Origin of the sequence: Paenibacillus sp. FSL H8-0548 (assembly GCF_038630985.1) — a bacterium.
Classification (GTDB): domain Bacteria; phylum Bacillota; class Bacilli; order Paenibacillales; family Paenibacillaceae; genus Pristimantibacillus.
Genome location: NZ_CP152049.1, coordinates 647,003 through 670,075, shown reverse-complemented (window position 1 = coordinate 670,075; position 23,073 = coordinate 647,003). Strand labels below are relative to the sequence as shown.

Sequence of the window (23,073 nt, the reverse complement as noted above, 5' to 3'; positions counted from 1 at the left end):
AGAGCTCCTATCGTCATATCGGATAATACAAAAAACTCGCCCCTAAATGTGGCGATATTGTGAATTTTATAAATTTCAGCGATATATTACACCATAAAATTACATAAAAATCAAGTACTGTTTCATCCAATAGTTCAATGTTACAACAGATATGAGGTGATGGATAATGGAAAATAACAGTTTAACTGCTCTCGTCAGTGCGTTCTCAAGAGCGTATCACGCCGAGCATAATCTAATCAAAATTTTTAATGATACGCTAGCAAAACAACTTTTAACCAATGTAGAATACGAAAATATTGCTATCAATATGTCGCAGGCGATTGCGTACTTCCATCCAGAATTTGTTGGTTCAAAGGAGCAGGCTCTGCAAAAAATCGTTGATCATCAGCTGTCTCCATCTCCGCTTGACAGGGCTGCATTTGCTGAACAGGCACTTGCGGTTGCCGTCATGCTCGGTGCTAGACAATATCTTATTTTTGCCGCTGGCTACGACACCTTCGCTTACCGTAAGCCGAAGTGGGCAACGAAGCTGCAAATCTTTGAAATCGATCATCCTGCTACTGCAGCCGATAAACGCAGACGAATATCGGCCCTGCATATGGACACTCCGTCAAATCTGCATTGCATTTCAGTCGACTTTAGAGAATCGGATTGGCAAAGCCGAGTGTTGGCCTGCCCTGCATTTGACCCGAGGCTAATCAGCTTTAGCAGCTTGCTCGGAATCAGCTATTATTTGCCCAAAGATGTGTTTAAGCATTTCTTGTCTACAATTGCCTCGCTGGTGCCAAACGGCAACAGCATCGTCTTTGATTATCCTGATGAGCTGACGTTCACTTCGCAAGCAGGTGATCGGGTGCATAAGCAGGTGATGATGGCCGCACGGGCGGGCGTGCCTATGCAGGCGAGCTATTCCTATTCGGAGCTGGAGCAGATGTAGGATGAGGTCAACCTGCTCCTCTATCAGCATTTGACTCCTGCGGAAATTACCGAGCAGCTGTTTCAGGCCTACAATGACAACCAGCCTGCACACAAAATAACGGCATTTAATAATGTAAACTATTGCTTGGTCGTTAAGCGATAGTTTCAATAAACCGACCTAGACATAAGTACATCTGCTACATAAAGAAAGCCGGCAATCTCCCTGAGTGGAGACAGCCGGCTTTCTTATAATTATCAAACGTATTGGAGAGCATACGAGTGTGTGCTAGATTTAAATACACGATTATCTTTCTCTAGCTTGCCGTATTCACCTTCCGGCTCTGACCAGAATGCGCCGCTTCGACGCCAGCTAGAATGACTTCCAAGGCGCGCAAGCCTTCCATTCCATTAATTTCGTGACCATCGCCTGACAAAATGCCTTCGACGAAATGATCGATAACGCCGGAATTCATCTGTCCACCCTTGTCGTTTGTCTGCATTTTTCCGATTTCGATGTTTTCCCTGACGCCATCCGCATAATTCACAATTATACCGTACACTGGGTCGGCTCCAATTTTCAACGTCCCTTTCTCACAATAAAGAACGGTACTATTTACTTCGTTCGGATAATAGGTCCAGCTTGCAGTCAACGTGCCGATGGAGCCACTATTCGTCTTCAACAGAAAAATGGCGTTATCGTCAATCGGAATTTGTTTATGCAGCGTGCCTACCAAGGCGGATACTTCGGCAATCGGATCATCAATCAGCCAAGCAATTAGATCCGCCTTATGCACGCCAAGATCGCCCATTGCGCCAACAAACGCTTGATCTTTATTAAAAAACCAACTTTTGGCTCCGTCTACGCTCCAATTTTCAGGCCCGCTATGCCCGAAGGTGGTCGTAAAGGACAATACCTTACCTAATTTTCCGGACTGCAGTATTTCTTTCGCTCTCTGATGAACGGGCATCAGCCGCTGGTTATGGCCGACCATCAAAAAAACGCCATTATCCTCGGCTGCCTTAACCATTGCCCTTGCTTCCCCAATCGTTGTCGCCATTGGCTTCTCACACAGCACATGCTTGCCTGCCTGCATCGCTTGAATGGAGACCGCTGCGTGAAACTGATTCGGCGTGCAAACGGACACGGCATCCACTTCATCCAACGCAAGCAGCTGCTCTGTACTTGTTAAGGCATATTTTGCCCCAAATCGTTCTTTCACCTCGTTTGCCCGTTCCTCGCTAAAATCGCAGACAGCGACAATTTCAACATCTTGCCTTGCCAAATACTCCGGAAGATGTCGGCGCTGCGCAATCGCCCCGCAGCCGATCACTCCTACTCTAAGCTTGTTCATTTCCAAATTCACCCTTCCTGACCGTGTTTGTTATATAGAGCTGACGATATGCTTCATATGGTCAATGGACTGCTTCGTGTATTCATCATAAATAGAGCCAGCCTCGCTTTTATCGCTTCTTGCCACCAAGTACGGATTAGCGACAGGCGGCAAAAACTCCATCGTGATCGGTCCTTTGTAGCCTAACTCGATTAATGTTCGAATGACATCCCCAAAATTCGTCATGCCTAAGCCGGCTGCCTCTCGCGTATTGTCCGCGATATGCACATGCACGAGGAATGGAGCAATGCGGCGGATGGCTGCACTATGGTCTCTCTCTTCAATATTCATATGGAAAAGGTCGGCCATAATTTTTATGCTGGGCAAACCCACCTCCTCGGCTAGCTTCCTTGCATCGTCGAGCTTATTAACCAGATAAGTTTCGAATCGGTTCAACGCTTCAATCGCCAAATGAATGTGGCGGCTTTGTGCATAAGAGCCCGCTTCCTTTAGGCTCTGAACGACATTGCCCCATTCCTGCTCCATCGTTGTATCCGGCTTGCTTTTACCGACCGGAGAAGGAACGACGATCAAAGTGACTGCTCCCACCATAACGGCCAAATCCACACAATCCTTCACATATTGCACCGCGTTTTCCCTAGTTTCGGGATTCGAGCTGGACAAGTCCCGGTCTGGCGTATAGATTCCGCATATGGAGGTGCATTCAAGGCTGTATTTTTCAAGCAATTGGTTTACCGTATCTGCATCGATCAGCTTCGGTTCGCCGGCAAGCTCAACGCCGTCATAACCATATCTTTTTAGGCGCTCCAGGCTCACTTCCATCGGCTCATTGCCGAAAATCCACTGCGTTGCGCTGTATTTAAACATCGTCATATCCCCCTATTAGCCTTTTACGGCTCCCATTGTTAAGCCGCTGACCATCTTACGCTGCAAGATCAGTGTTATAATGGCAATTGGTACAATGATCAAGGTTCCCGCAGCCGCGATTTGACCCCAAAGCACGCTGACCGGCGTCGCATATTCATTTAATCCGACAGGAGCCGTCCGAACATTCGGGCCTGACAAAATGTTGGCAAACAAAAATTCGTTCCATGCAAATATAAAAGAGAGCAGGCCGGCGGAAATCAAACCTGGTCCGATAATCGGGAAAATAACACGGAAGAAGGCCGTAAATCGGTTGCATCCGTCCACGAGCGCAGATTCCTCGATCTCACCCGGCACATCTTTGAAAAATCCGTACAGAAGCCAGGTCGTGAGCGGGATATTCATAAAGGTATACATGAGTATCAAGCCCGTATACGAATCCAGCAAACCGATCTTGGAAAATAAAAGATAGATTGGTAGAATCGTGACGATTGGCGGAATGATTCTAAGCGTCAAAATCCAGGTTAGCACGTCCTTGGCGCCCTTTAGCTTATAGCGAGCATAAGGATAAGCGATGCCGCTTCCCAAAATGACGGCAAACACCGTGGAAACACCCGCCACGATCAAGCTATTCCCCAAATATAGAAGGAAATCCCTCTCAAGCAAAACAGCTTTATAGTTATCTAAGGTAGCCGGAAATGTCCATTTCGGAATAGTCGTGAACGCATCGGTCTGGTTTTTCAAGGAGGTTAAAAACATCCATACTACTGGGAATAGGAACAGAAGCATGGCTATAATTACTACGGTGTACTGCCAGGTCAACGAGGATTTATTAGCCAGTCTACTCATGATTTACCCCCCGTTTCAAACAAATCGATTTTCCTAAGCACAAGCATTAGAATGGTTACGACAAGAATAAGCATCACGACGCTAATTGCCGCTCCATAGCCGAATTCCAAAAATTTAAAGCCTTTGTCATACACAATCCAGCTCAGAGTAGACGTTACGTTTATCGGTCCGCCCTTCGTCATCATGTAGATGGTGTCATAGATCCGGAAAGCGTCGATCGTTCTTAGCAGCAAAGCAATGAATATAATTCGCGACAGCTGAGGAATCGTCACATAACGGAAGGACTGCCAGGCCGAAGCCCCGTCAATACTTGCCGCTTCGTAGGGCTCATCCGGTATTCCCTTTAATCCTGCGAGCAGAATGATCATCATAAATGGTGTCCACTGCCATACATCGGTCATAATTAACGCAGGCAGCGCCAATTGCGGATCCGACAGCCAAGCTGTTCTGGAAAAACCAAGCAGCTCCACAAAATAATTGAATACACCGTACTGTTCGTTCATCATAAATCGGAACATGAGTCCGACGACGGTAGGAGCCATTGCAATTGGAATCAAAATAATAGATTGGAATATACGCTGTCCCAGCTTCAACTGGTTCAAAACGACAGCCAGAGCTAAACCGATCATAAATTCCAAACCTACCGTGCTGATGACGAATATCGCCGTCACCTTTATGGCATTCCAAAAATTATGGTCCTGAAAGAGCTGAGCATAGTTATCAATGCCGATAAACGGCTTTACCGCTTGAATCGGGCTGTACTCCTGAAAGCTGATCACGAACAGGAAAATAAAAGGATATATCGCAAACAGCAGCAATAGGAGCATTCCAGGTGCCATTACAAGATAAGGGCCGCTTCGCTGCAACTTCAGGTTTCTCATGTCTATCTCCCCTAACCATAAATGAGGGGGGAGATCCCCCCCTTTAAGTCTATTTCAGCATTTTGTTAACTGCATCATCCGCTTGTTTCAAAGCTTCTTCAACCGTAAACCTCCCCAGCTGAGCTGCGCTCAAATATTCGGATACCGTGCTCTCCCACTTTTCCTCCTGAGGGAAGAAAGGACGAGCTTTTGTCGTTTTCATTGCTTCCTGCAGCGCTTCGTAGCGGCGGAATTTATCGGTATCCGTACCTTCGATTTTCAGATCAGTCAATGCGGGATCCGAATAGGATTCCGTTCGAACCGGATCGCCGCCGCCCAATTCTGCTTGGCGGACATCATTTTGTTTGTTTTCAAGCCATGCCATAAATTTAAAAGCTTCATCCTGCTGCTTCGACGATTTAGGAATAACGATCGACCAGCCAGCCAAATGTGGAACGGTTTCCTTCATTACAGGCGTTTGAACGAAGTCCCACTCACCGACCGTTTGCGACGTTTCCGGCTGATCAACCTCAAAGGCTGACCAGGACCAGTGAAGCGCCATCGCCAGCTTGCCCTGGGCAGCATCAGAGGCGACTTCTGCAAAGGTATAATCATTGATTCCGGCAGGAGCGAATTTCATCAGGTCGATCCATGTTTGTGTAGCTTCAATCGCTTCAGGTGTCGATAAGGAAGATGTCATGTTATTCCAGTCGATGACATCTGCTCCGTTGGAATACAGGAAGGTCAGCCACGTATGCACATTGCCAAAGCCCTTCGATCCTTGTGCCGCCCACCCGGACAGCTTCTGTCCTTTATACTCTTTTCCATTGAAAAACTCGGCCACATCGCTGAACTGATCCATCGTTTGCGGCGGAATCAGCTCATAGCCGTAAGCTACTTTGAACTCCGATTTAATTTGCTCGTCATTAAATAAGTCGGAACGGTACCATAGCAAGTGCGGATGAATCGTCTGCGGCAAACCGTATAAGGTGCCACCCTCACCGAAGGAACCGTTTTGGCCGTTCCACTGGGTCAAAGCGAGAGCTCTAGGCAAATAAGCAGACGTGTCTACATCATATTTTTTAACCAGCTCATCCAGCGGCACGAGACTGTCCGAGGAGGCAAACTCAGGAATCCAGTTGTAATCGACATTGAACAAATCATAGTTGGCTTGGCCCGCAATCGATAGAGCCAGCTTCTGATAGATAACATCACGTCCTACAAGTTCAATGTTGACCTTAACGCCGGTTTCTTTCTCATATTCTTTCGCCAATTCCTGCGTAGCCTGTCCCCATGTCGCACCAAGGAAAACGCCGTTTAAAGTAACCTTCTCCCCAGGTTCCGATGTTTCTTTAACCTCAGCATCCGCCGTGTTTCCGCCATTCGAATTCGAGCTGCAAGCGCTGATTAGAAATACTAGACATAATAAAAGCAGTAAAGAGGCTTTGGTTAATTTTCTGTTCATTGTGTCATCCCCCTATTTATTGTTTAACGCGCCGTCGTATCGACCATAATTTTGATCGTATCTTTGTTATTCATCGCTTCTGTAATCCCATCCACAACAGAACTTAACGGAACAGTTTTTGAAATAATAGTAGCAGGCTGGAATCGCTTGCTCGAAATCAGGTTTATAGCCTTCACCCACGTATCGTAGGTTCCCGCGTAAGAGCCCACGATCGTCAGCTCCTTGCTGTAAATTTCAAACGGCTTTATTTCCAATACCGCATGCGCAGGTGCTGCGCCATAGGTAACAAGCGTTCCGCCCCGGCGAACCATTTGGAATGCCTGCTGGTAGGTCGGAACAGCGCCGACCGCTTCGATGACAAAATCGGCTCCGCGCTGCTCGGTTAAATCGTACACCGCCTGCACCGGATCAACTTGAGAAGCATCAACGACATGATCGATGCCGAGCTGGCGCGCCTTCTCGATTCGTGCCTGATTCATTTCGCTGATAATCACCTTGCTTGCTCCGTTCATCTTAGCCAGCTGCGCATGAACGAGGCCCATCGGACCGGCACCGATAATCGCTACCGTGCTGCCTATCGTAATATTTGCCCGGTCCTGACCGCGAATGACACAGGCAAGCGGTTCAATATACGCCGCCTCCTCCCATGACATCTCCTTCGGAAGCTTATACACATTAGACTCTGGAACCTTGATATACTCTGCGAATGCCCCGTTGATATGAACGCCGATTTGCTCAATTTCCTTACAAAACAGCTTCTGCCCCATGCGGCAGAAATAGCATTTGCCACAGCTGATGTTAATGTCCGCCGTTACGCGGTCTCCTATTACAACGGTTTTGACCGAGGCACCGATCTCTACGACTTCTCCTGAGAACTCATGTCCTTGGATTAGCGGTAACGGTACCGGGAAATGTCCCCTGTATATATGCGGATCGGTTCCGCATATGCCGCAGCGCTTCACGGCGATCAGAATCTCATCCGCTTGAATGGAGGGAACGTCTACCTCAACTATTCTTGTATCCTCTGCCCCGTAAGTGACTGCTGCTAACATCTTGTTCATGCTTGAATGGCCTCCTTAACAATTTGACGAAAATAGCTGTTTTAGAAAAACAATCGATTCCTCTGTATACAGATCATAAAACTCTTCAAATTTCTGCCCGCTGAACGGATCAGCAAGCGGCGGAAGAATTTCAAGCGATACATAACCCTCGTATTGGATGTCCTTAAGAACTCTTGCGATCGGTTCGAAATTAAGATGTCCCCGTCCAGGCGCCGCCCGATTACTGTCCGCAAAATGTACGTAAAACAATTTATCTCCAACGCTTCTGAACGCTTCTGCGATGTCCGTTTCCTCAATGTTCATGTGGTACGTATCGCCCATGCAGCCTACGTTAGGCAAATCGACCATCGTCACAAGCTCTAGCGATTGCTCCAAACGATTGATCAGATAGGTTTCATAACGGTTCCATGCTTCCACGCATAAGCGGATGCCGCACTCGCCCGCATATAACCCTGCTTCCCTTATCCCTTCCGCAGCCCAGCTTAAATCCGTCTCTCTATCTGCTTCACTATGGATTTTCATATTAGCGGTAGGAGTTACCGAGATACCCTTTGCGCCTAACGCAACCGCGAAATCCACGCACTGCTTCAAGTACTGTACTGCCTGCTTGCGAATTTCGGGGTTGCTTGAAACCAAATCTCTCTCTGGCGTATAGATGCCGCAAATAGATGACGCTTTCAAAGCGTACATGTCCAATAAGCCGCGAATACGGCCTGCGTCCATCTGTTCCGGCTCGCCGACAAACTCAGCTGCATCATAACCGCAGCCAGCAATTCTTTTGATACCCATTTCGATGTCTTCGTCCACATAAACCAATGTATTGTAAGCAAATTTAACAGCTGTCACCGCGATCCCCTCTTTCGTTATCTTCTGTTATCATCATACCGGGATCGGCTTAACGATTGAACACGGTGAAATTAGTGTTTCCCCATGTATTTTTAGTGAAAATTAAAAATAACCCCCTAGACGGGGGTTACTCGCTTATGTTACCGAAGCAATTGGATGACGAACGGTAAGGCGAAAGCCGGAGTTAGGCTCGGGGTCAATCTGAATCCCATATTCATGGCCAAAATGGAGCTGCATGCGCTTATGGACGTTACGCAAACCAATACCACCGCTCTCTTCGCCGTTTGCGCGGCGATCCTCCAAATTCAGACGTAACCCTTCAGACAGTCCCGGCCCGTTATCCTCAATGACAAAGACTAGATCCTCATCCTGCAGCTTCGCTGTCATCCGAATTTTCCCTATACCTTCAGGAAGCTTGTTGATTCCGTGCTTCACAGCATTTTCCATAATCGGCTGCAGCACAAGCTTAATCATTTTTAATTTCGTAATCTTCGGATCCACCTGAAAATAAACCTGAAACGAACGGTTACTTCGCAGCAGCTCAATATCCAGATACGTCCGGGCATGATCGATTTCACGTTCTACGGTCGTCCATTCATCTCCGTTATTCAAGCTGAAGCGCAATAAGCTTGCCAGCTTCGTGACCATAGAGGCAATATGCTTCTCACCTGCTGACTCTGCACGCCATTTGATCGAATCCAATGTGTTATAAAAAAAATGCGGATTGATTTGGTGGTTAAGCGTTTGTAGCTCCAGCTGTCGCTTGCCTGCTTCCATTTCCTTTGTTGCCAATAACAGATCTGACATCCCCGTGATCATCTGATTATATCCTTTGACAAGCTGACCAATTTCATCCTTTTGGTAATCGTTAAACGCAAAATGCGTCAGCGCGCCGCTGCGCACCTTTACCATATGCGAAACGAGCTGCTTGATAGGAATCGTAAAATTGCGCACAATTAATACTAGGAACAACGTTATCACAAACAAACTTCCAAGCACGATCCAAAGCGTAAAATTTTTAATTTGGTCCAAATGGCCCGTAAGCTCCTTTTGCGGCACTGTGGCATATAATTTCCAGCCCTCTTGCTGCAGCACAATCCCCGCTCCTGTCCAGCCCGTTTCCTGCTCGTACGTATTGCCGTATTCCCTCGGGTTAGGATGCGAAATGATACGGTTATTCCCATCCACCATGAGCAGCGTGTAATTTTGAAAGGAGGAAGGGAAGGCCAGTTCTTCACGCAGTAGAGAATCCGAAATCTGAATCGCAATTACGCCTAACGCTTCGTAATAATAAGAGGACCGTATAGCCCTTACATAAATGAAATTCGAACGTCTAGCGTTCTCGTCCCATTCTTGAAACCAGACGCCCTTGCCCACCTGCTCGGCGGCCCGTTGATAATGCTCAGGCCGCAGCTTATTGAAATTAATTAGTTTGGAATAATTCGGATATGCCTCTATATCCATCGGAAGCACATACGTTTCATACGAGCCCTTTAACTGTGTAACCACTCCAGTAAGACGCTTAATAAACTCAACTTCCTCCTTGTAGGTTTCTGGTGGTTCCATCCTCAGTAGCTTTTGCAATTCCAGCGATGAAATCGTCTTCCCCGATTCGTTCTCCACATTTTGAAAAAAGTTGTCTATTTGCTTACCATTTAGCTGTAAATTATCCGCAAGAAATTGCGAGGAGACAGATTCCAACTGAGCTTTGGACCTGCTGTAGGACAAATAGCCAACCAGCGCTACGGGAATAAATATGGACAGGGACATGAGGATGAACATTTTTTTAAACAACGTATTGGTATTGGAAAATAGTCGCTTTCTCATCGTCCATACCTGAATTCCTTCGGAGTTTGTCCGACGCGTTTCTTGAATACGCTACCAAAATGCTGTAAATCGTGGTAACCAACTGATTCCGCAATCTCATATACCTTCAGACTGCTTTCCCTTAGCAGCTTTTTCGCTTGCTCGATTCGCGTACTGGTGAGAAAATCCATATACGTCTGGCCTGTCTCTTTTTTAAACAATTGACTAAGCCATACGGGATGCAGGCTAAGCTCATCGGCAATTATTTGAAGAGACAAATCTTCCATATATCGCCTGGAAATTAATTGGAGCGCTCTTTCAATGACAGCGTTCAAGCTCATTGAAGATATTTTTTCGCTCAAATGAAGCAAATACCTGCAAACAACCTCCTCATATTGCTCGAGCGTATGGCATTCGTCAAGGCTTTCCCAAACGCTCATCGGAATCTCCTCCAGATCCTTGGAAGAAGATTTACGCAAACAGACGATGATGTCCGATAAATAATTTAAGATTCCTCTTACCCTGTCGTTTCGTCCAGCCCCAAGCTCTACTGAAATAGTTTGCCGGATAAAACGGTGCACTTTAAGCTGGACTAATTCTTCGTCCTTTGCTTTTAGGATTGAGGCCATCTCCTCTGGGGAGGAATAATCTCCTTCGTCCTTCGATTCGTAAAACACGCTTGTTTCCGCCGACAGCGAATGAATCCGAAATGCGGTCATCGCTTCTTCATACGCATCGTGGATGCTCTCAAACCTTTGCATCCGTGAGCTCGCCCCGAGCGCGATATCAAGCTTGTGGTACTGTTTCACTTCGTTTATAATTCTTACGGCAAGCCCTTCGACTGACTCCTCCCCCGTCAACAAAACCCAGCGGTTTTTTGGATCCTTGAAGAGAATGGACGGTTGCTGCTCCAAAAGCAGCTCCTGTACGATATTTCCGATTGCGAAGGTCTGAATCGTATATTCCCGTCCTTCCGGCTTACCTTCCGGGTATCCCTTTGTATCCATAACGAACAGTGAATAGGCCTGATCGGCCAACCATTCCAAATGCCAAAGCTTTAACCTCTGATATATATGCTCTTCCAATGGTGTTTGCTTAAAACAAAAATCGATTAGGTCGTTGTCTCGCATCATACGGTTGCCGATCTCCGCATACGCCTGCTGATGCTTCATCTGACCACTCAAGCTTTCCTCCCTGCCAATCAGTAGCAGCGTTTTCTCGATTTTTGCAATAAAATCTTCTGTGCTGTATGGCTTCAATAAATAATCCATAGCTCCAATTTGCAGACTTCTTCTGGCGTATTCAAAGTCATTATAGCCGCTCACAATAATAACCTTAGGGCCATAGGATTCACTCCTGCAGTACTCTACCAAATCAAGCCCTGTCATGCCGGGCAGCATAATATCCGTGACGATAAGTTCGGGCTGCTGCTCCTCAATGATCTCCAATGCCGACTCCGCGGTTCCTGCTGTATATAAAATCATGTCCATATTGATCGATTCTACTGCATGCTTCATACCCATTAAAGAATCCGGTTCATCCTCAATCAGAATCAGCTTCATTACAGTTCCCCCTATGCTGGTTCTTACAGCAACAATTTATCATGAAACCGTTTTGATTACAATTAGGCGGAGGGGGATGCACAGTCACAGAGAAAAGGACGCTCGTTAAAGCACAAAAAATACATCGCCCAAGGTATTTAACCTAAATGGCGATGTATTCAAATCCTGCATACTGTTATACATCTTTGAGCCCTTGCAGGAATTTAGAAAGAAGTCTGCTTGACGCGTGGCTGCTCACTGTTTAGAACAAGCGTCCGCGCTGTTGAAGTATGAATTTCGCGAATAAGCTCTGGGTTTTTCATTAGTGACAAGCCATAAGAAGGAATCATTTCTTTTATTTTCGGTTCCCACTCTTTGACATGCTGCGGGAAGCATTTGTTAATGACCTCAAGCATAACGGAAACAGCGGTAGAAGCGCCCGGAGAAGCACCTAGCAATGCCGCTATTGAGCCATCACTCGCACTAACCACTTCCGTACCAAATTGAAGCGTTCCTTTGCCTGCAGCAGTATCTTTAATAACCTGCACACGTTGGCCAGCTACTACTAAATCCCAATCCTCGCTTTTGGCGTTCGGGATAAACGCTCGCAGCTCTTCCATGCGCTTTTCTTTCGATAACATCACTTGCTGAATGAGGTAAGTTGTTAAGGAAAGGTTTTTGGCACCTGCGGCCAACAGAGTTGTGAGATTATCCGCTTTTACGGAAGTGATCAAATCCATCATAGAGCCCGTTTTTAAAAACTTCGGCGAGAAGCCGGCAAACGGCCCAAATAGTAACGATTTTTTGTTATCGATAAACCTGGTATCCAGATGCGGAACAGACATTGGCGGTGCCCCAACTGCAGCTTTGCCGTATACTTTTGCATGATGCTGAGCTACAACATCCTTATTGTTGCACACCATAAATATTCCGCTTATTGGGAATCCACCAATGTGTTTCCCTTCAGGAATGCCCGATTTTTGCAATAAATGCAGGCTTCCGCCGCCACCGCCGATAAAGACGAATTTTGCAGTATGATTCTCAACTTTACCGCTATCGACATTCTTTACTTTCAATTCCCATGAACCATCGCTCGTACGTTTAATATCATTAACCTGCTGCTTGTAGTGAATACCGACTTTTTTACTCTTTAAGTGGTCAAACAGCATTCGAGTCAGAGCACCAAAGTTAACATCCGTTCCCGTGTCAATTTTTGTGGCCGCAATGGGCTCATTCACTGAACGGTCTTTCATAATAAGAGGAATCCATTCCATTAGTTTTTTCGGGTCATCGGAAAATTCCATCCCTTGAAACAGTGGATTGTTGGACATCGCTTCAAAACGTTTTTTCAAATACGCTACATTATTTTCCCCTTGCACTAAACTCATATGCGGCAATGGCATAATAAAATCCTGCGGGTTGCGTATTAAATTTCTGTTTACGAGATAAGACCAGAACTGCATGGAAACCTGAAACTGTTCATTAACATTGATCGCTTTGCTAATATCTACAGATCCGTCCGGTTTTTCGGAGGTGTAGTTAAGCTCGCATAGCGCAGCATGTCCCGTTCCTGCATTGTTCCATTCGTTAGAACTTTCTTCTCCTGCACTTGCGAGCTTCTCAAACACTGTAATTTTCCAGTCCGGTACTAATTCTTTCAATAGTGTCCCCAAAGTGGCAGTCATAATTCCGGCACCAATTAAAATAACGTCTGTTTTAGTTTGTCTGTTGCTCATTTTTACCTTCCTAACACGCTAATATTTGAAGAAAAGATATTGGCGCTCCACAGCAAGCCAAGGTGCGACCTAGTCAACCTTTTCCGTATCAATTAAAACCTCATTATATTGTATCACTAAATTAATAGATTAAGATAATTGCTACATCTATTATAAGCTAGTTATAACCTATTTAAAAGCCGGTAAATTTCAGTAAAGACAGCCTGCTGCAGTTTTTATCCTTATTTTTCTCTATTTAACGAAACAAGCCATGTGAATCCATAGGATTCACACGGCTTGTTAACTATTAGCTTGGTAAATGCGCTCCGTATTTAGGAAGAATAGTATCCTTAGTATAATCGTCCACTTGACGAAGTGATTCTGCAATAGCTGGCATATTCAATGCTTGAATAAGCTCGTTAATCGCTTGAACCCCCGCAGCTGCATGTCCTTCTCTGTCTTCAGGCGTTTTTAATAGCGGTGTTGCCATATGATCAGAGGGCTCATGAAAATAAGAACCAACAGCGCCAGATTGATAAGCATACTTGCCTAATAGATTTCCAGGATTTTTATTCATGCCTGCCAGCATATGCTGCACATCATACGTAACCGACTGCGATTCAGGTACGTTTAATGGTACATCTTCTAGTCTGCCCAGCACCTTATATGCTCCAATACTTATAGCATGGAATTGCTCCAGTAAATTAAAATTGACTATTTCTGCCGCTTTTAACAAGTCCATATAGAGGATCGGCACTTTCGTTTCATCAAAGAAATCACGAACCATACCACTTACGGTCAAATACGCTGGACCATGAGATGTAACATAAATTTGTCGTCTAAAGCCTTGATTCAACAACGACTTCGCTATCTTATCTAAATAAGCCATCCCATCTTTTACACTCATTTGAATCGTGCCGCGAGCGACAGTCGTTCCACCTGGAAAGAAATAAGGTAAATTATGAAGAACAAGCCCATCAGATGCTTCAGCCATTTTCAAAGCGATCGCTTCTGCTAAAACGGTTTCAGAATCTAAAGGCAAGGCTCCGTGAGTTTCCGTTACGCCAACTGGAACATAGATAATATCATTTCGATCTAAATATTGTTCAACTTCCCCATTGGTCATTTTTGAAAGGAATCTAGTACGCATATCAAACACTCCTATTCTTTTATAGATAAGAACTCACTATACATTAGAATTTTTCTTATTTAGCTGCTCTCATTTCTTTTAACGCAGCATACATTTCATTAGTTCGCTTTGTATTGAGGTTATAGATTAGACCTACACCGATTAAAATAATAACGAATGCGAGTATTGGCATACCCGTGTACATTTTCAATACGCCTTCTGCTACTTCCGGTGATTGAGATTTTGCCCCAGAAACGAACCCTACCCATCCTAAAGCATAGCTTCCGATAGCAGCGCCTAGTCCCATACCGACTTTACGAGCAAAGGAATATAGAGAATAAAGTGTACCCTCGTAATGCTTTCCTGTTTGAAGCTCGGCATAATCGATACAATCGGTTACAAGAGCCCAAACCACCATAACAAAAACAGATGAACCGATTGTAGCTAGATTATATACAGCCATGAACACGTATACATTTTCAATTGTGACAAATGTGATGAAAAGTGTTGCAGCAAAACTGAAGATTGAGGTCGCAATAATAATATTTCTTTTATTAAACCTAGCTACCAATTTAGGAATGATCGTGAACAATACGAGCGTAATACCAATGCTAATAAAGGAGTTGATCGTAAAAGCACCAGGCATGTGATAACGTTCTGCAAAGACGATAGGTGCTAATTGACTTACACCATTGATCATAAGTAGTGAACCAACGGAAGCAACCATCATACCAATCAACGGTCTGTTTTTAAGCGCTACTTTAAATGCATCCTTAAAATTGTAATCGGATTTTGCACCTGCGGGTTTATCATCACGAATACGTTCTGTCGTTAATCGTACAAGCCCTGTATAAGCTAATACCGATAAAATACTAAATACGATAGCAATTTGGAAAAAGGCTTCTGGAATTACAGAGCCAGAATGATCATAGATAAACATGGGAACAAAGGATAAGAAACCAAGTCCAACAACCATCCCGCCAATAGCCCGTGCACGAGATAATTTGGTGCGTTCAACAGGATCAGTAGTAATAACAGATGCCAGAGAACCGTAAGGGATAGAATCAGCTGTGTAAGCAACACAGAAGAATAAATAGACGAATACGACCCAAATATGCGTGGCAGTAGATCCCAAACCAGATACATCTGCAAAAGACAGTAAGCAAGAAGCTGCTAATATCCATTTGGAGATCGTAATATACGGCAAAAATTTATCGCCGGATTTCCCTAGCTTCCAACGGTCTGGAAGAGTTCCCATAATTACGTTGCAAGCGGCATCAAAAAACTTGCCTAATAAAAACAAGGTCCCCATAAAGTAAGGGCTTACACCTAAAACATACGTACAGAAGATTAAGAAAAATCCACCTATATATAAGTTGACGAAACTTCCACCTATATCTCCTAGCGCGTATCCTACCTGGTCTCTTGCTCCAAACTTTCTCATCGTTCTTCCTCCTCTGTCTTCCTGCAAGTAAGCGCTCTATTTCGAGCTTATTTATTTAGTATACATTCAATATTAAAAATACTTTTACGCTACAATTGCATGTTTTTATAGTATAATTGCATCAATTTTTTCAAAAACCGCAAAAAAATAGACGCAAAGTTTATTATGCGCCTAAGAGTTCCACTATTTATATCGATCAATTCACTAAATTTTTTTTAGAATCGTTAATGATACCTTTTTTGAACTCTAAAGGAGTTACTCCTGCTTCCTCTTTAAAAAACTTTGAAAAATACTGAGAATTGCTAAATCCAATCATAATGGCAATTTCAGTCATGGAAAGATTGGAGTAAAGAATAAGCTGCTTCGCTTCCTTTATTCTTCGCTGATTACGATAATAACTAATCGTTATTCCTTTTTCCTTCTTAAATACTCGCATCAAATGGGAAGGATGAACATGCAGCTTTCCTGCCATTTCGTCCATGGAAATGTCCTCTGCAAAGTTCATTTCAATATATATTTCTGCCTTCTCTACGATTGTTAATTTGTCACTGTTAGATTTTCGGATTGTTGGATCAGAATACTCTTTAACCATATTTGAATGAATCTTATCCAGCTCAGAGATATGTTCGGCATGCTCGATCATGATGGCATACTTTTCCGATATAAAGTGAGTCTGCCATGCACTTAAGCCTCCTTTTTCAGCTGAATAGCTGTAAAGGGTATTGTGCGACAATAAAATGTTTTTATAAGATCTAATTTTATCATTTGGGACTCGATTAAGAATGTTTAAATGCTTATCATTAAATTTCTGATTCAAGTCCCTTTCATATTCATTTATATCATCCAGATTGCTATGTTGAATAGCATATAGAAATTTCTCTCTTAGCTTATGGACTGCTTCAATATATTCAGGTGTTGGTCTATTGACATCTGTGTTTAAACCTATATTTACATTCCCATTATAAGCTACGCGATGTTCCTTCATCTCAAGCCCCTGCCTCATATATTTGCTACTACTTATTATAACTCTTATGCTTTTAAATTGCTGATTTCTCTATCCCCGCTGTTAACATTACTCTGATTAAAACACAAAAGTCCCACAAGAGGGGACTTTTTTTCAAACGATAAAAGGATTATTTTTGGGGGCAGCGTCTTACGTTATTTCTTGAAAACTAACCTTTCACTTGAAGATCAAGTGTTCGAAGTACCAGCTCGCAGTACATCATATTCGCCCATGAGAACCATTCCCTTGTGTATAAGGATGGATCATCCTTATGAAATCCCTCATGCATCATTCCACACCCATTATCCGTGCTTTCAAGCAGTTTAAGGATTGTTTTTCTTTCGTTGTTGCTCTCGCTCGTCAAACCCTCCATAGCCAAAGCTATTGGCCAAATATAGTCAGACGGAGTATGCGGACTGCCCACTCCCGCTGCGGCAGCACCTTTAAAATAGAAGGGATTATTCGAGCTAAGGATGAATTTGCGAGTATTGACATAGATCGGGTCATCCATGGAACAGTAGCCTAAATAAGCGCTAGACAGTAGACTTGGGACATTCGCGTCATCCATAAGGTTATAATTTCCCATTCCATCCGTCTCATAGGCATATATCAGCCCAAACTCTGGATGCTCAATGATGCCGTATTGTTGAATACCTGCGTCAATTTCATTTGAAAGATCCATAGCTTCCTTCGCCAATTCCGTGTCATTTAACACTTCAGTCGCTATTTCAACGACGTATCTTAACACAACGACGGCAAACATGTTCGAAGGAATTAAATATCCATACGTACAGGCATCATCACTCGGCCGGAAACCCGACCAAGTCATTCCGGTATAGCCTGTCTCCGATCCTTTGCCGTCACGAATCAATGTATCGGTTGCTGGACAATTCATGCGTTGAAAACGGTATTCGGATTGGGTTTCATGATACTGCTCCGTTCTCCACAACTTTAATATGAGCGATAACCCTTCGCGAAAAGCGGCACTAAAATGTGACGTTCTGCCCGTATTTTTCCAAAGCAGATAACTTAGCTGGATCGGATAACATAACGAATCGACCTCGTATTTGCGCTCCCATACCCATGGTCTCATTTCCGTTAAATCTTCGGTGTGACCGAGGCCCGTTGGCCCCTCATTAAATGCATTTGCATAAGGATCTGTTATCACCAGCTGAAATTGCCGCTCGACCAGTCCTGCAATCACATCCCTGACTTCCGAGTTTTCCCCGGCAATCAATAGATAGGGCCTAATTTGAGCAGCCGAATCTCTAAGCCACATAGCTGGAATATCCCCTGTAATCACAAAGGTAGTTCCGTCATCCAGCCGCTTGAGTGTTGTCTCCCATGTATTTGCAACGCATGTTTCAAAAATAGCAGCGCGTTTGGGCTCATCCCCAAGCATTATTTTCAGTGTCTGACTCCATAGGTTAATGGCTTCCGGTAATTTTGCAGCATCTGTATTGATGACAGAGCCCCTCCTTCATTTAATCATGATTCATTATGCTTAGGCTGACTGCCGTTAGTTAGCGGAATCACCATATTCCAAGTATGATCAAAATGCCACGCCTTCTCGCCCGTACCCGTTGCAGCGAATAAGTGCGTCGGAACCCCGTCTTGAAATAATAAATTCGGCCGCTCTAGGTTGCACATTTCGATTTCGCTGCCATCATCCCACTTTACCGTTCTCGAATAGGCCTTTGGGTCGGGATGGATATTCCAATGTATGCAATCGTCGCTGGTCGCATAGATTCCTGCTCCCCACTCTCCAGTGATCCCTCCGCAATTGTTTTTAAAATCATCCTTCATAAGCAAATGAAATTGGCCATCGGCATGCCATAGATATGGATCTTCAACATGCAAATCGGGATTATCAAAGCCTAGAATCGGTTGGTTCGACAAGCGCTGGAAGGGACCTGCCGGGTTGTCAGCGATCGCTACACCGAGTTGGAGAGTAGATCCCGAATACTCCCTTGATTTATAAATCATATAGGTCGTTCCATCGTCGAGAATGGCTACTGCGGGATTAGTAGTAATCGTTCCGTCCCATTGTCCCAGACGCGGCTCCAGCAAAGGCGTATCTTTACGACTCCAAGGCCCGAATACAGAGCTTGCAACGGCCAAACCGATTCTTTTATTGTTCCAGACCTCAGCCCCGCGTTCAGACGGGATGAAATCGTTTGGTCCTGGAATAGGCCCCCCATAAGTAGTTCCCATATAGTAGAGATAATAAGTGCCGTTATAATACTTAATATGAGGATTATGTTGATTCATTCCGTCAAAATAGGAGCGGTCGCGCCGTCCAAGTACGGTTTCCTCATAGTGATAGGGACCCTCAGGAGCGTCACTGGCCGCCCTTACGATTTCACAATTAAATAGCCAATGAACACCAAAACCTAGTTCTTTCTTCCATCGCGACGCAAATAAATGATAGCGTCCATCCTCCCCGCGAATACAGGAGCCGCACCAAATATAATAATTTTCCTCACGGTATCCTCCCGCTTTAGGGGCGGGAAGGATTAGAGGATATATCGGATTTGTCATTTTCAACTACCTCCAAGCCATAATGAATTTATCCTTTCACACTTCCCATAACAATACCCTTCATAAAGTATCTTTGAAGAAACGGGTATACCAAAAGGATAGGCAGAGTACCCAGAAAGATTTGCGCTGCTTTGGAAGTACGATCGGATATAAGTCCCAGCATGTAAATGTCAGACTGCCGCATATTCTCAAAATCCAGCTTAATAATGACAGATTGCAAATAAGTAGCCAAAGGATAATGGCTCGGTTTGTTCATCAGAATCATGCCGTCAAACCAAGAGTTCCAATGATGGACGACGGTAAACAACAGGATGGTGGCAATAGCCGGCATAGACAGCGGTACCATGATCTTCCAAAGAATGAGCCAATGTCCCGCCCCGTCAATAACAGCGGCCTCCTCCAATTCTTTTGGCAATGACCTGTAGAAGTTTAAAAGGAGAATAATATTAAAGACAGCGACCGCCGCCGGCAGTACTAAAGCCCACAACGTATCAATCAGACCTGTCATCTTAATGGTCATATACCATGGAATCAATCCACCGTTAAACAAAATAGTAAATACAAAAAACCATGCAAATAGAGTACGGTGACGAAACGCAGATGTTTCTTTCGAGAGAGGATAAGCCGTCAATATGGTCAGAAAAAGACTCAGTCCGGTACCTAACAGCACTCGTTGTAAAGTTATGCCAATTGATGCCAAAAATCTTGGATTATCCAAAATAAAAGAATAGGATTTCACAGTGAAATCGACCGGCCAAAACGTAACGTCTCCTGCGGAAACCGCCGAACTAGAGCTAAATGAGATCGCTAGTATGTGAACAAGCGGCAGTATGCATAATAGTGATACCATAATCAAAAAAGTATAATTAAAGCTCTGAAAAGCAACACGTCCCCAAGAAGCCGACCGCATATACTCTCCCTCCTTTGCTAGAAGATTCTATAATTAGCCAACCGGTATGCCAGCCAATACGAAACGGATATAAAAATAAACGATACAATCGATTTTATTAGCCCTATTGCAGTTGCAACACTATATTGAGCATCCTCCAGGCCCATACGATAGACCAACGTATCTAAGACATCTCCGCTCTCATAAACCTGAGGATTATAAAGATTAAATACTTGATCGAAACCAGCATTCAACACATTTCCCAGGCTCAATGTAGCCATAAGAACGATAATTGGAATCATTCCCGGAAGCGTCACATGCAGCATCTGCTTAAAACGACTGGCCCCGTCGATTACGGCTGCTTCATATAAAGCAGGATTGATCCCTGTCAAAGCAGCCAAATAAATAATCGTGCCAAAGCCAAACTCTTTCCATGTATCGGACAGAACTAGAACAGAGGGAAACCAGCTATTATTCCCCAGAAAAAAAATCGGCTTGAAGCCTAGCCATTGGATGAAATGATTAACAATCCCTTCGGATGGCGATAAAATATCAATTAAAATGCCTCCGAGAATTACCCAGGATAAAAAATGCGGTAAATAAATTAAAGTTTGAAGCGAGCGCTTCATAAACGATTTTCCAATCTCATTAAGCAGCAGGGCAAATACGATGGGAACAACCAAATTGGCTAGCATTTTCAATAAAGAGATCCAAATCGTATTGCGCACAACCTTCCAGATATCCGGGAGCTCGAACACATAACGGAATTGATTAAGCCCCACCCACTCTGATCCAAACCAACCCTTGGAGGGCTTAAAATCCTGAAACGCAATGACTCCGCCTGCTAACGGAATATAACTGTATATAATTACGAGTATGACTGCTGGGATAAGCATGGCATACAAGGGCCACTGCCGCTTCCACCTGCGGTTCACGATTGTATTCATTCTGTCATCTCCTCTGTGCATCTAACCCGTTGGAGGCAAGAAGGGGCTGCAGCGCTTGTCTGACAGCCCACCTTTATGCATTCCTGCTATTTCTGCGAAGAGAGCTCAGCGTTAATTTCTTTCGTTATTTGCTCTCCTCCAAGCGCATTCCACTTATTAACGTATTCGTCAAATGCGGATATGTCTGCGAACCCGAGAATGATTTTCGTAAATGTTTCTTTCTCAAGCTTATCCAGCGTGCTCCATTTCGAGGACATGGTATCGGTTTGGCCTCCGAATTTAGTAGAAACGTAAGCATTAGAGTCATAGGATTTAATTAAGATGGAGAATCCAGAATCTTCAGGACCACCCTGGCGCGTGGATGCCCAACCGGAGAGGTCGTTATTGTTTTTAAATTCAACCATCTTGCTATACTCCGGAATGTAATCGGTCAAAATGCTTTTATCCTCTTTCGTTACTGCCTCAGCCAAATTTTTAAGATCGGAGATCGTCACATTATTGGCTTTATCCGACATGACAAAAGCAGATGTGTAAACGTGAGTCTGATCGCCGTTAGCATCGTTTGGATTGTATACAGCTTCATCCTTAGTCGCCCCATAACGCTTTTCCTGATAGAAATTGAGCATCTTGACCACTGCTTCAGGATTTTTGAAGCCTTTGCGGACTACCGTGAATTCCGATGCAGGGAAACCCACACTGCCAAGCGCCGTTTGATCATCAACGGAAAGAAGCGGATAAGCTTTCCAATCGGCTTCCGGATTCTTTTTCTTCATGTCAATGAAGTTGAGCGGTACCCAATTGTGTCCAAAAACCATGCCGAATTTATTATTTACGAAATCATCGATAACCTTATCTGTGTCTTTTACACCAAATTCGGGGTCAATTAAGCCCTTCTCATACATTTTCTTCAATTCTTCCAACGCAGTTCTCATCTCAGGAAGTGTACTGCCATAAACCGTTTTTCCTGTACTGTCTTCGATCCAAGTTTGCGGATATGCATGAAAGCTATTAAAAAACCCGTTTAAAGAAGCGATACCGCCATAGAGATCCTTGTTTAGCGGAAGTCCAAACGTGTCAGCCTTTCCGTTTCCGTCCGGGTCTTCATTAGCGAATGCCTCTGAAATCGCAATGATGTCCTGCATGCTTTTCGGTTCCGGCAGTCCCAATTTGTCCATCCAATCCGTCCGCAGCCATACCATCGGCAGACTATAAATCGTTGATGAAAGTTTAGGCAGACCAATGAGCTTCCCCTCATAGGTAGCAGCTCCCAAGCCAAGGCCTCCATCTCCTTCCGTCAGTTCTTTCGTGAAAGGCGTCGCGTATTCACCATAAACCTCAGTCAGGTCTGCAAGCTGTCCTGCCTCAGCCAAACGCATTAATTGGGCTCCGTTGACCACGAATATATCCGGCAAGTCACTAGAAGCAATAGAAATATTCATTTTGTTAAAATAGTTGCCTGATGCTGTCGTCCAATCGTAAACGAGCTTGATACCCAGCTCTTTCTCATACCCTCTGGTCCAAGCATTGTCTTCGAAGCTGTCCCCTTCCGGAAATCTCCAATTTTGTTCCGAATGGGTGGCTGCATGCACCTCAATCAATCCCGCTTGTTCTCCTGAACCGTTCTGATTCGTTCCCGTGTTGTTGCCTTTCGATTCGGTAGAACCTTCGTTGTTCGTATTATTGCCGTTTCCACATGCGGATACAACCAACGAAACTGCTAACAATACCATAATGACCCATCTGTTTGTTCTCATATTTTCCCCCCGCTTAAATAGGATAATTAGCCTCGTGAGTAATCTTAGCATCCGCTATTCAAAGTGAGAACGCATACAATGTTGACATC

19 protein-coding genes are annotated in these 23,073 nt (G+C 44.4%); 1 reads left to right on the top strand and 18 read right to left on the bottom strand.

The window, feature by feature from the left end; all coding sequences use genetic code 11:
• Positions 1–166 precede the first annotated feature (166 nt).
• A complete protein-coding gene (locus MHI37_RS02940; protein WP_218638919.1) occupies positions 167–937 on the top strand; it encodes a class I SAM-dependent methyltransferase in 771 nt (256 codons plus the stop codon).
• A gap of 295 nt (positions 938–1,232) precedes the next feature.
• On the opposite strand, the gene MHI37_RS02935 is transcribed toward MHI37_RS02940, so the two are convergent.
• From MHI37_RS02935 to MHI37_RS02850, 18 genes are all read right to left on the bottom strand, one after another.
• Positions 1,233–2,270, bottom strand: coding sequence for a Gfo/Idh/MocA family oxidoreductase (locus MHI37_RS02935; RefSeq protein ID WP_076335225.1), 1,038 nt, complete (start codon positions 2,268–2,270; stop codon positions 1,233–1,235).
• 30 nt (positions 2,271–2,300) lie between these two features.
• Complete coding sequence (locus MHI37_RS02930) at positions 2,301–3,137, bottom strand: sugar phosphate isomerase/epimerase family protein (protein ID WP_076335064.1); 837 nt, start codon at positions 3,135–3,137, stop codon at positions 2,301–2,303.
• Positions 3,138–3,152: 15 nt separating this feature from the next.
• Positions 3,153–3,983: a carbohydrate ABC transporter permease gene (locus MHI37_RS02925; protein ID WP_076335063.1), complete on the bottom strand. Its 831-nt coding sequence runs from the start codon at positions 3,981–3,983 to the stop codon at positions 3,153–3,155.
• A complete protein-coding gene (locus tag MHI37_RS02920; RefSeq protein ID WP_076335062.1) occupies positions 3,980–4,864 on the bottom strand; it encodes a sugar ABC transporter permease in 885 nt (294 codons plus the stop codon). Before MHI37_RS02920 ends, MHI37_RS02925 begins: the two co-directional genes overlap by 4 nt.
• A gap of 49 nt (positions 4,865–4,913) precedes the next feature.
• Positions 4,914–6,308, bottom strand: coding sequence for a sugar ABC transporter substrate-binding protein (locus tag MHI37_RS02915; protein WP_076335061.1), 1,395 nt, complete (start codon positions 6,306–6,308; stop codon positions 4,914–4,916).
• A 23-nt stretch (positions 6,309–6,331) separates the two neighbouring features.
• Complete coding sequence (locus tag MHI37_RS02910; RefSeq protein WP_083676061.1) at positions 6,332–7,369, bottom strand: zinc-dependent alcohol dehydrogenase family protein; 1,038 nt, start codon at positions 7,367–7,369, stop codon at positions 6,332–6,334.
• A 15-nt stretch (positions 7,370–7,384) separates the two neighbouring features.
• Positions 7,385–8,215, bottom strand: coding sequence for a sugar phosphate isomerase/epimerase family protein (locus MHI37_RS02905; protein WP_076335060.1), 831 nt, complete (start codon positions 8,213–8,215; stop codon positions 7,385–7,387).
• Positions 8,216–8,350: 135 nt separating this feature from the next.
• Complete coding sequence (locus tag MHI37_RS02900; RefSeq protein ID WP_076335059.1) at positions 8,351–10,042, bottom strand: histidine kinase; 1,692 nt, start codon at positions 10,040–10,042, stop codon at positions 8,351–8,353.
• Positions 10,039–11,583, bottom strand: coding sequence for a response regulator (locus MHI37_RS02895; RefSeq protein ID WP_076335058.1), 1,545 nt, complete (start codon positions 11,581–11,583; stop codon positions 10,039–10,041). Before MHI37_RS02895 ends, MHI37_RS02900 begins: the two co-directional genes overlap by 4 nt.
• 203 nt (positions 11,584–11,786) lie before the next feature.
• Positions 11,787–13,298 carry a malate:quinone oxidoreductase gene (locus MHI37_RS02890; protein WP_076335057.1) on the bottom strand — a complete coding sequence of 504 codons (1,512 nt, stop codon included), beginning with the start codon at positions 13,296–13,298 and terminating at the stop codon, positions 11,787–11,789.
• 286 nt (positions 13,299–13,584) lie between these two features.
• Complete coding sequence (locus MHI37_RS02885) at positions 13,585–14,427, bottom strand: creatininase family protein (RefSeq protein ID WP_076335056.1); 843 nt, start codon at positions 14,425–14,427, stop codon at positions 13,585–13,587.
• A 55-nt stretch (positions 14,428–14,482) separates the two neighbouring features.
• A complete protein-coding gene (locus MHI37_RS02880; RefSeq protein WP_076335055.1) occupies positions 14,483–15,850 on the bottom strand; it encodes a glycoside-pentoside-hexuronide (GPH):cation symporter in 1,368 nt (455 codons plus the stop codon).
• Between the two features lie 196 nt (positions 15,851–16,046).
• Positions 16,047–16,835, bottom strand: a complete 789-nt coding sequence (locus MHI37_RS02875) for an AraC family transcriptional regulator (RefSeq protein ID WP_076335054.1) — start codon at positions 16,833–16,835, stop codon at positions 16,047–16,049.
• Between the two features lie 187 nt (positions 16,836–17,022).
• Entirely contained in the window at positions 17,023–18,255 is a 1,233-nt protein-coding gene (locus MHI37_RS02870) for a glycoside hydrolase family 125 protein (RefSeq protein WP_076335053.1), read from the bottom strand.
• Positions 18,256–18,341: 86 nt separating this feature from the next.
• Complete coding sequence (locus MHI37_RS02865) at positions 18,342–19,394, bottom strand: glycoside hydrolase family protein (RefSeq protein WP_076335052.1); 1,053 nt, start codon at positions 19,392–19,394, stop codon at positions 18,342–18,344.
• A 28-nt stretch (positions 19,395–19,422) separates the two neighbouring features.
• Positions 19,423–20,304, bottom strand: coding sequence for a carbohydrate ABC transporter permease (locus MHI37_RS02860; RefSeq protein ID WP_076335051.1), 882 nt, complete (start codon positions 20,302–20,304; stop codon positions 19,423–19,425).
• A gap of 17 nt (positions 20,305–20,321) precedes the next feature.
• Positions 20,322–21,230, bottom strand: coding sequence for an ABC transporter permease subunit (locus MHI37_RS02855; RefSeq protein WP_076335050.1), 909 nt, complete (start codon positions 21,228–21,230; stop codon positions 20,322–20,324).
• 86 nt (positions 21,231–21,316) lie between these two features.
• Positions 21,317–22,984, bottom strand: a complete 1,668-nt coding sequence (locus tag MHI37_RS02850; protein WP_076335049.1) for an extracellular solute-binding protein — start codon at positions 22,982–22,984, stop codon at positions 21,317–21,319.
• Positions 22,985–23,073 lie beyond the last annotated feature (89 nt).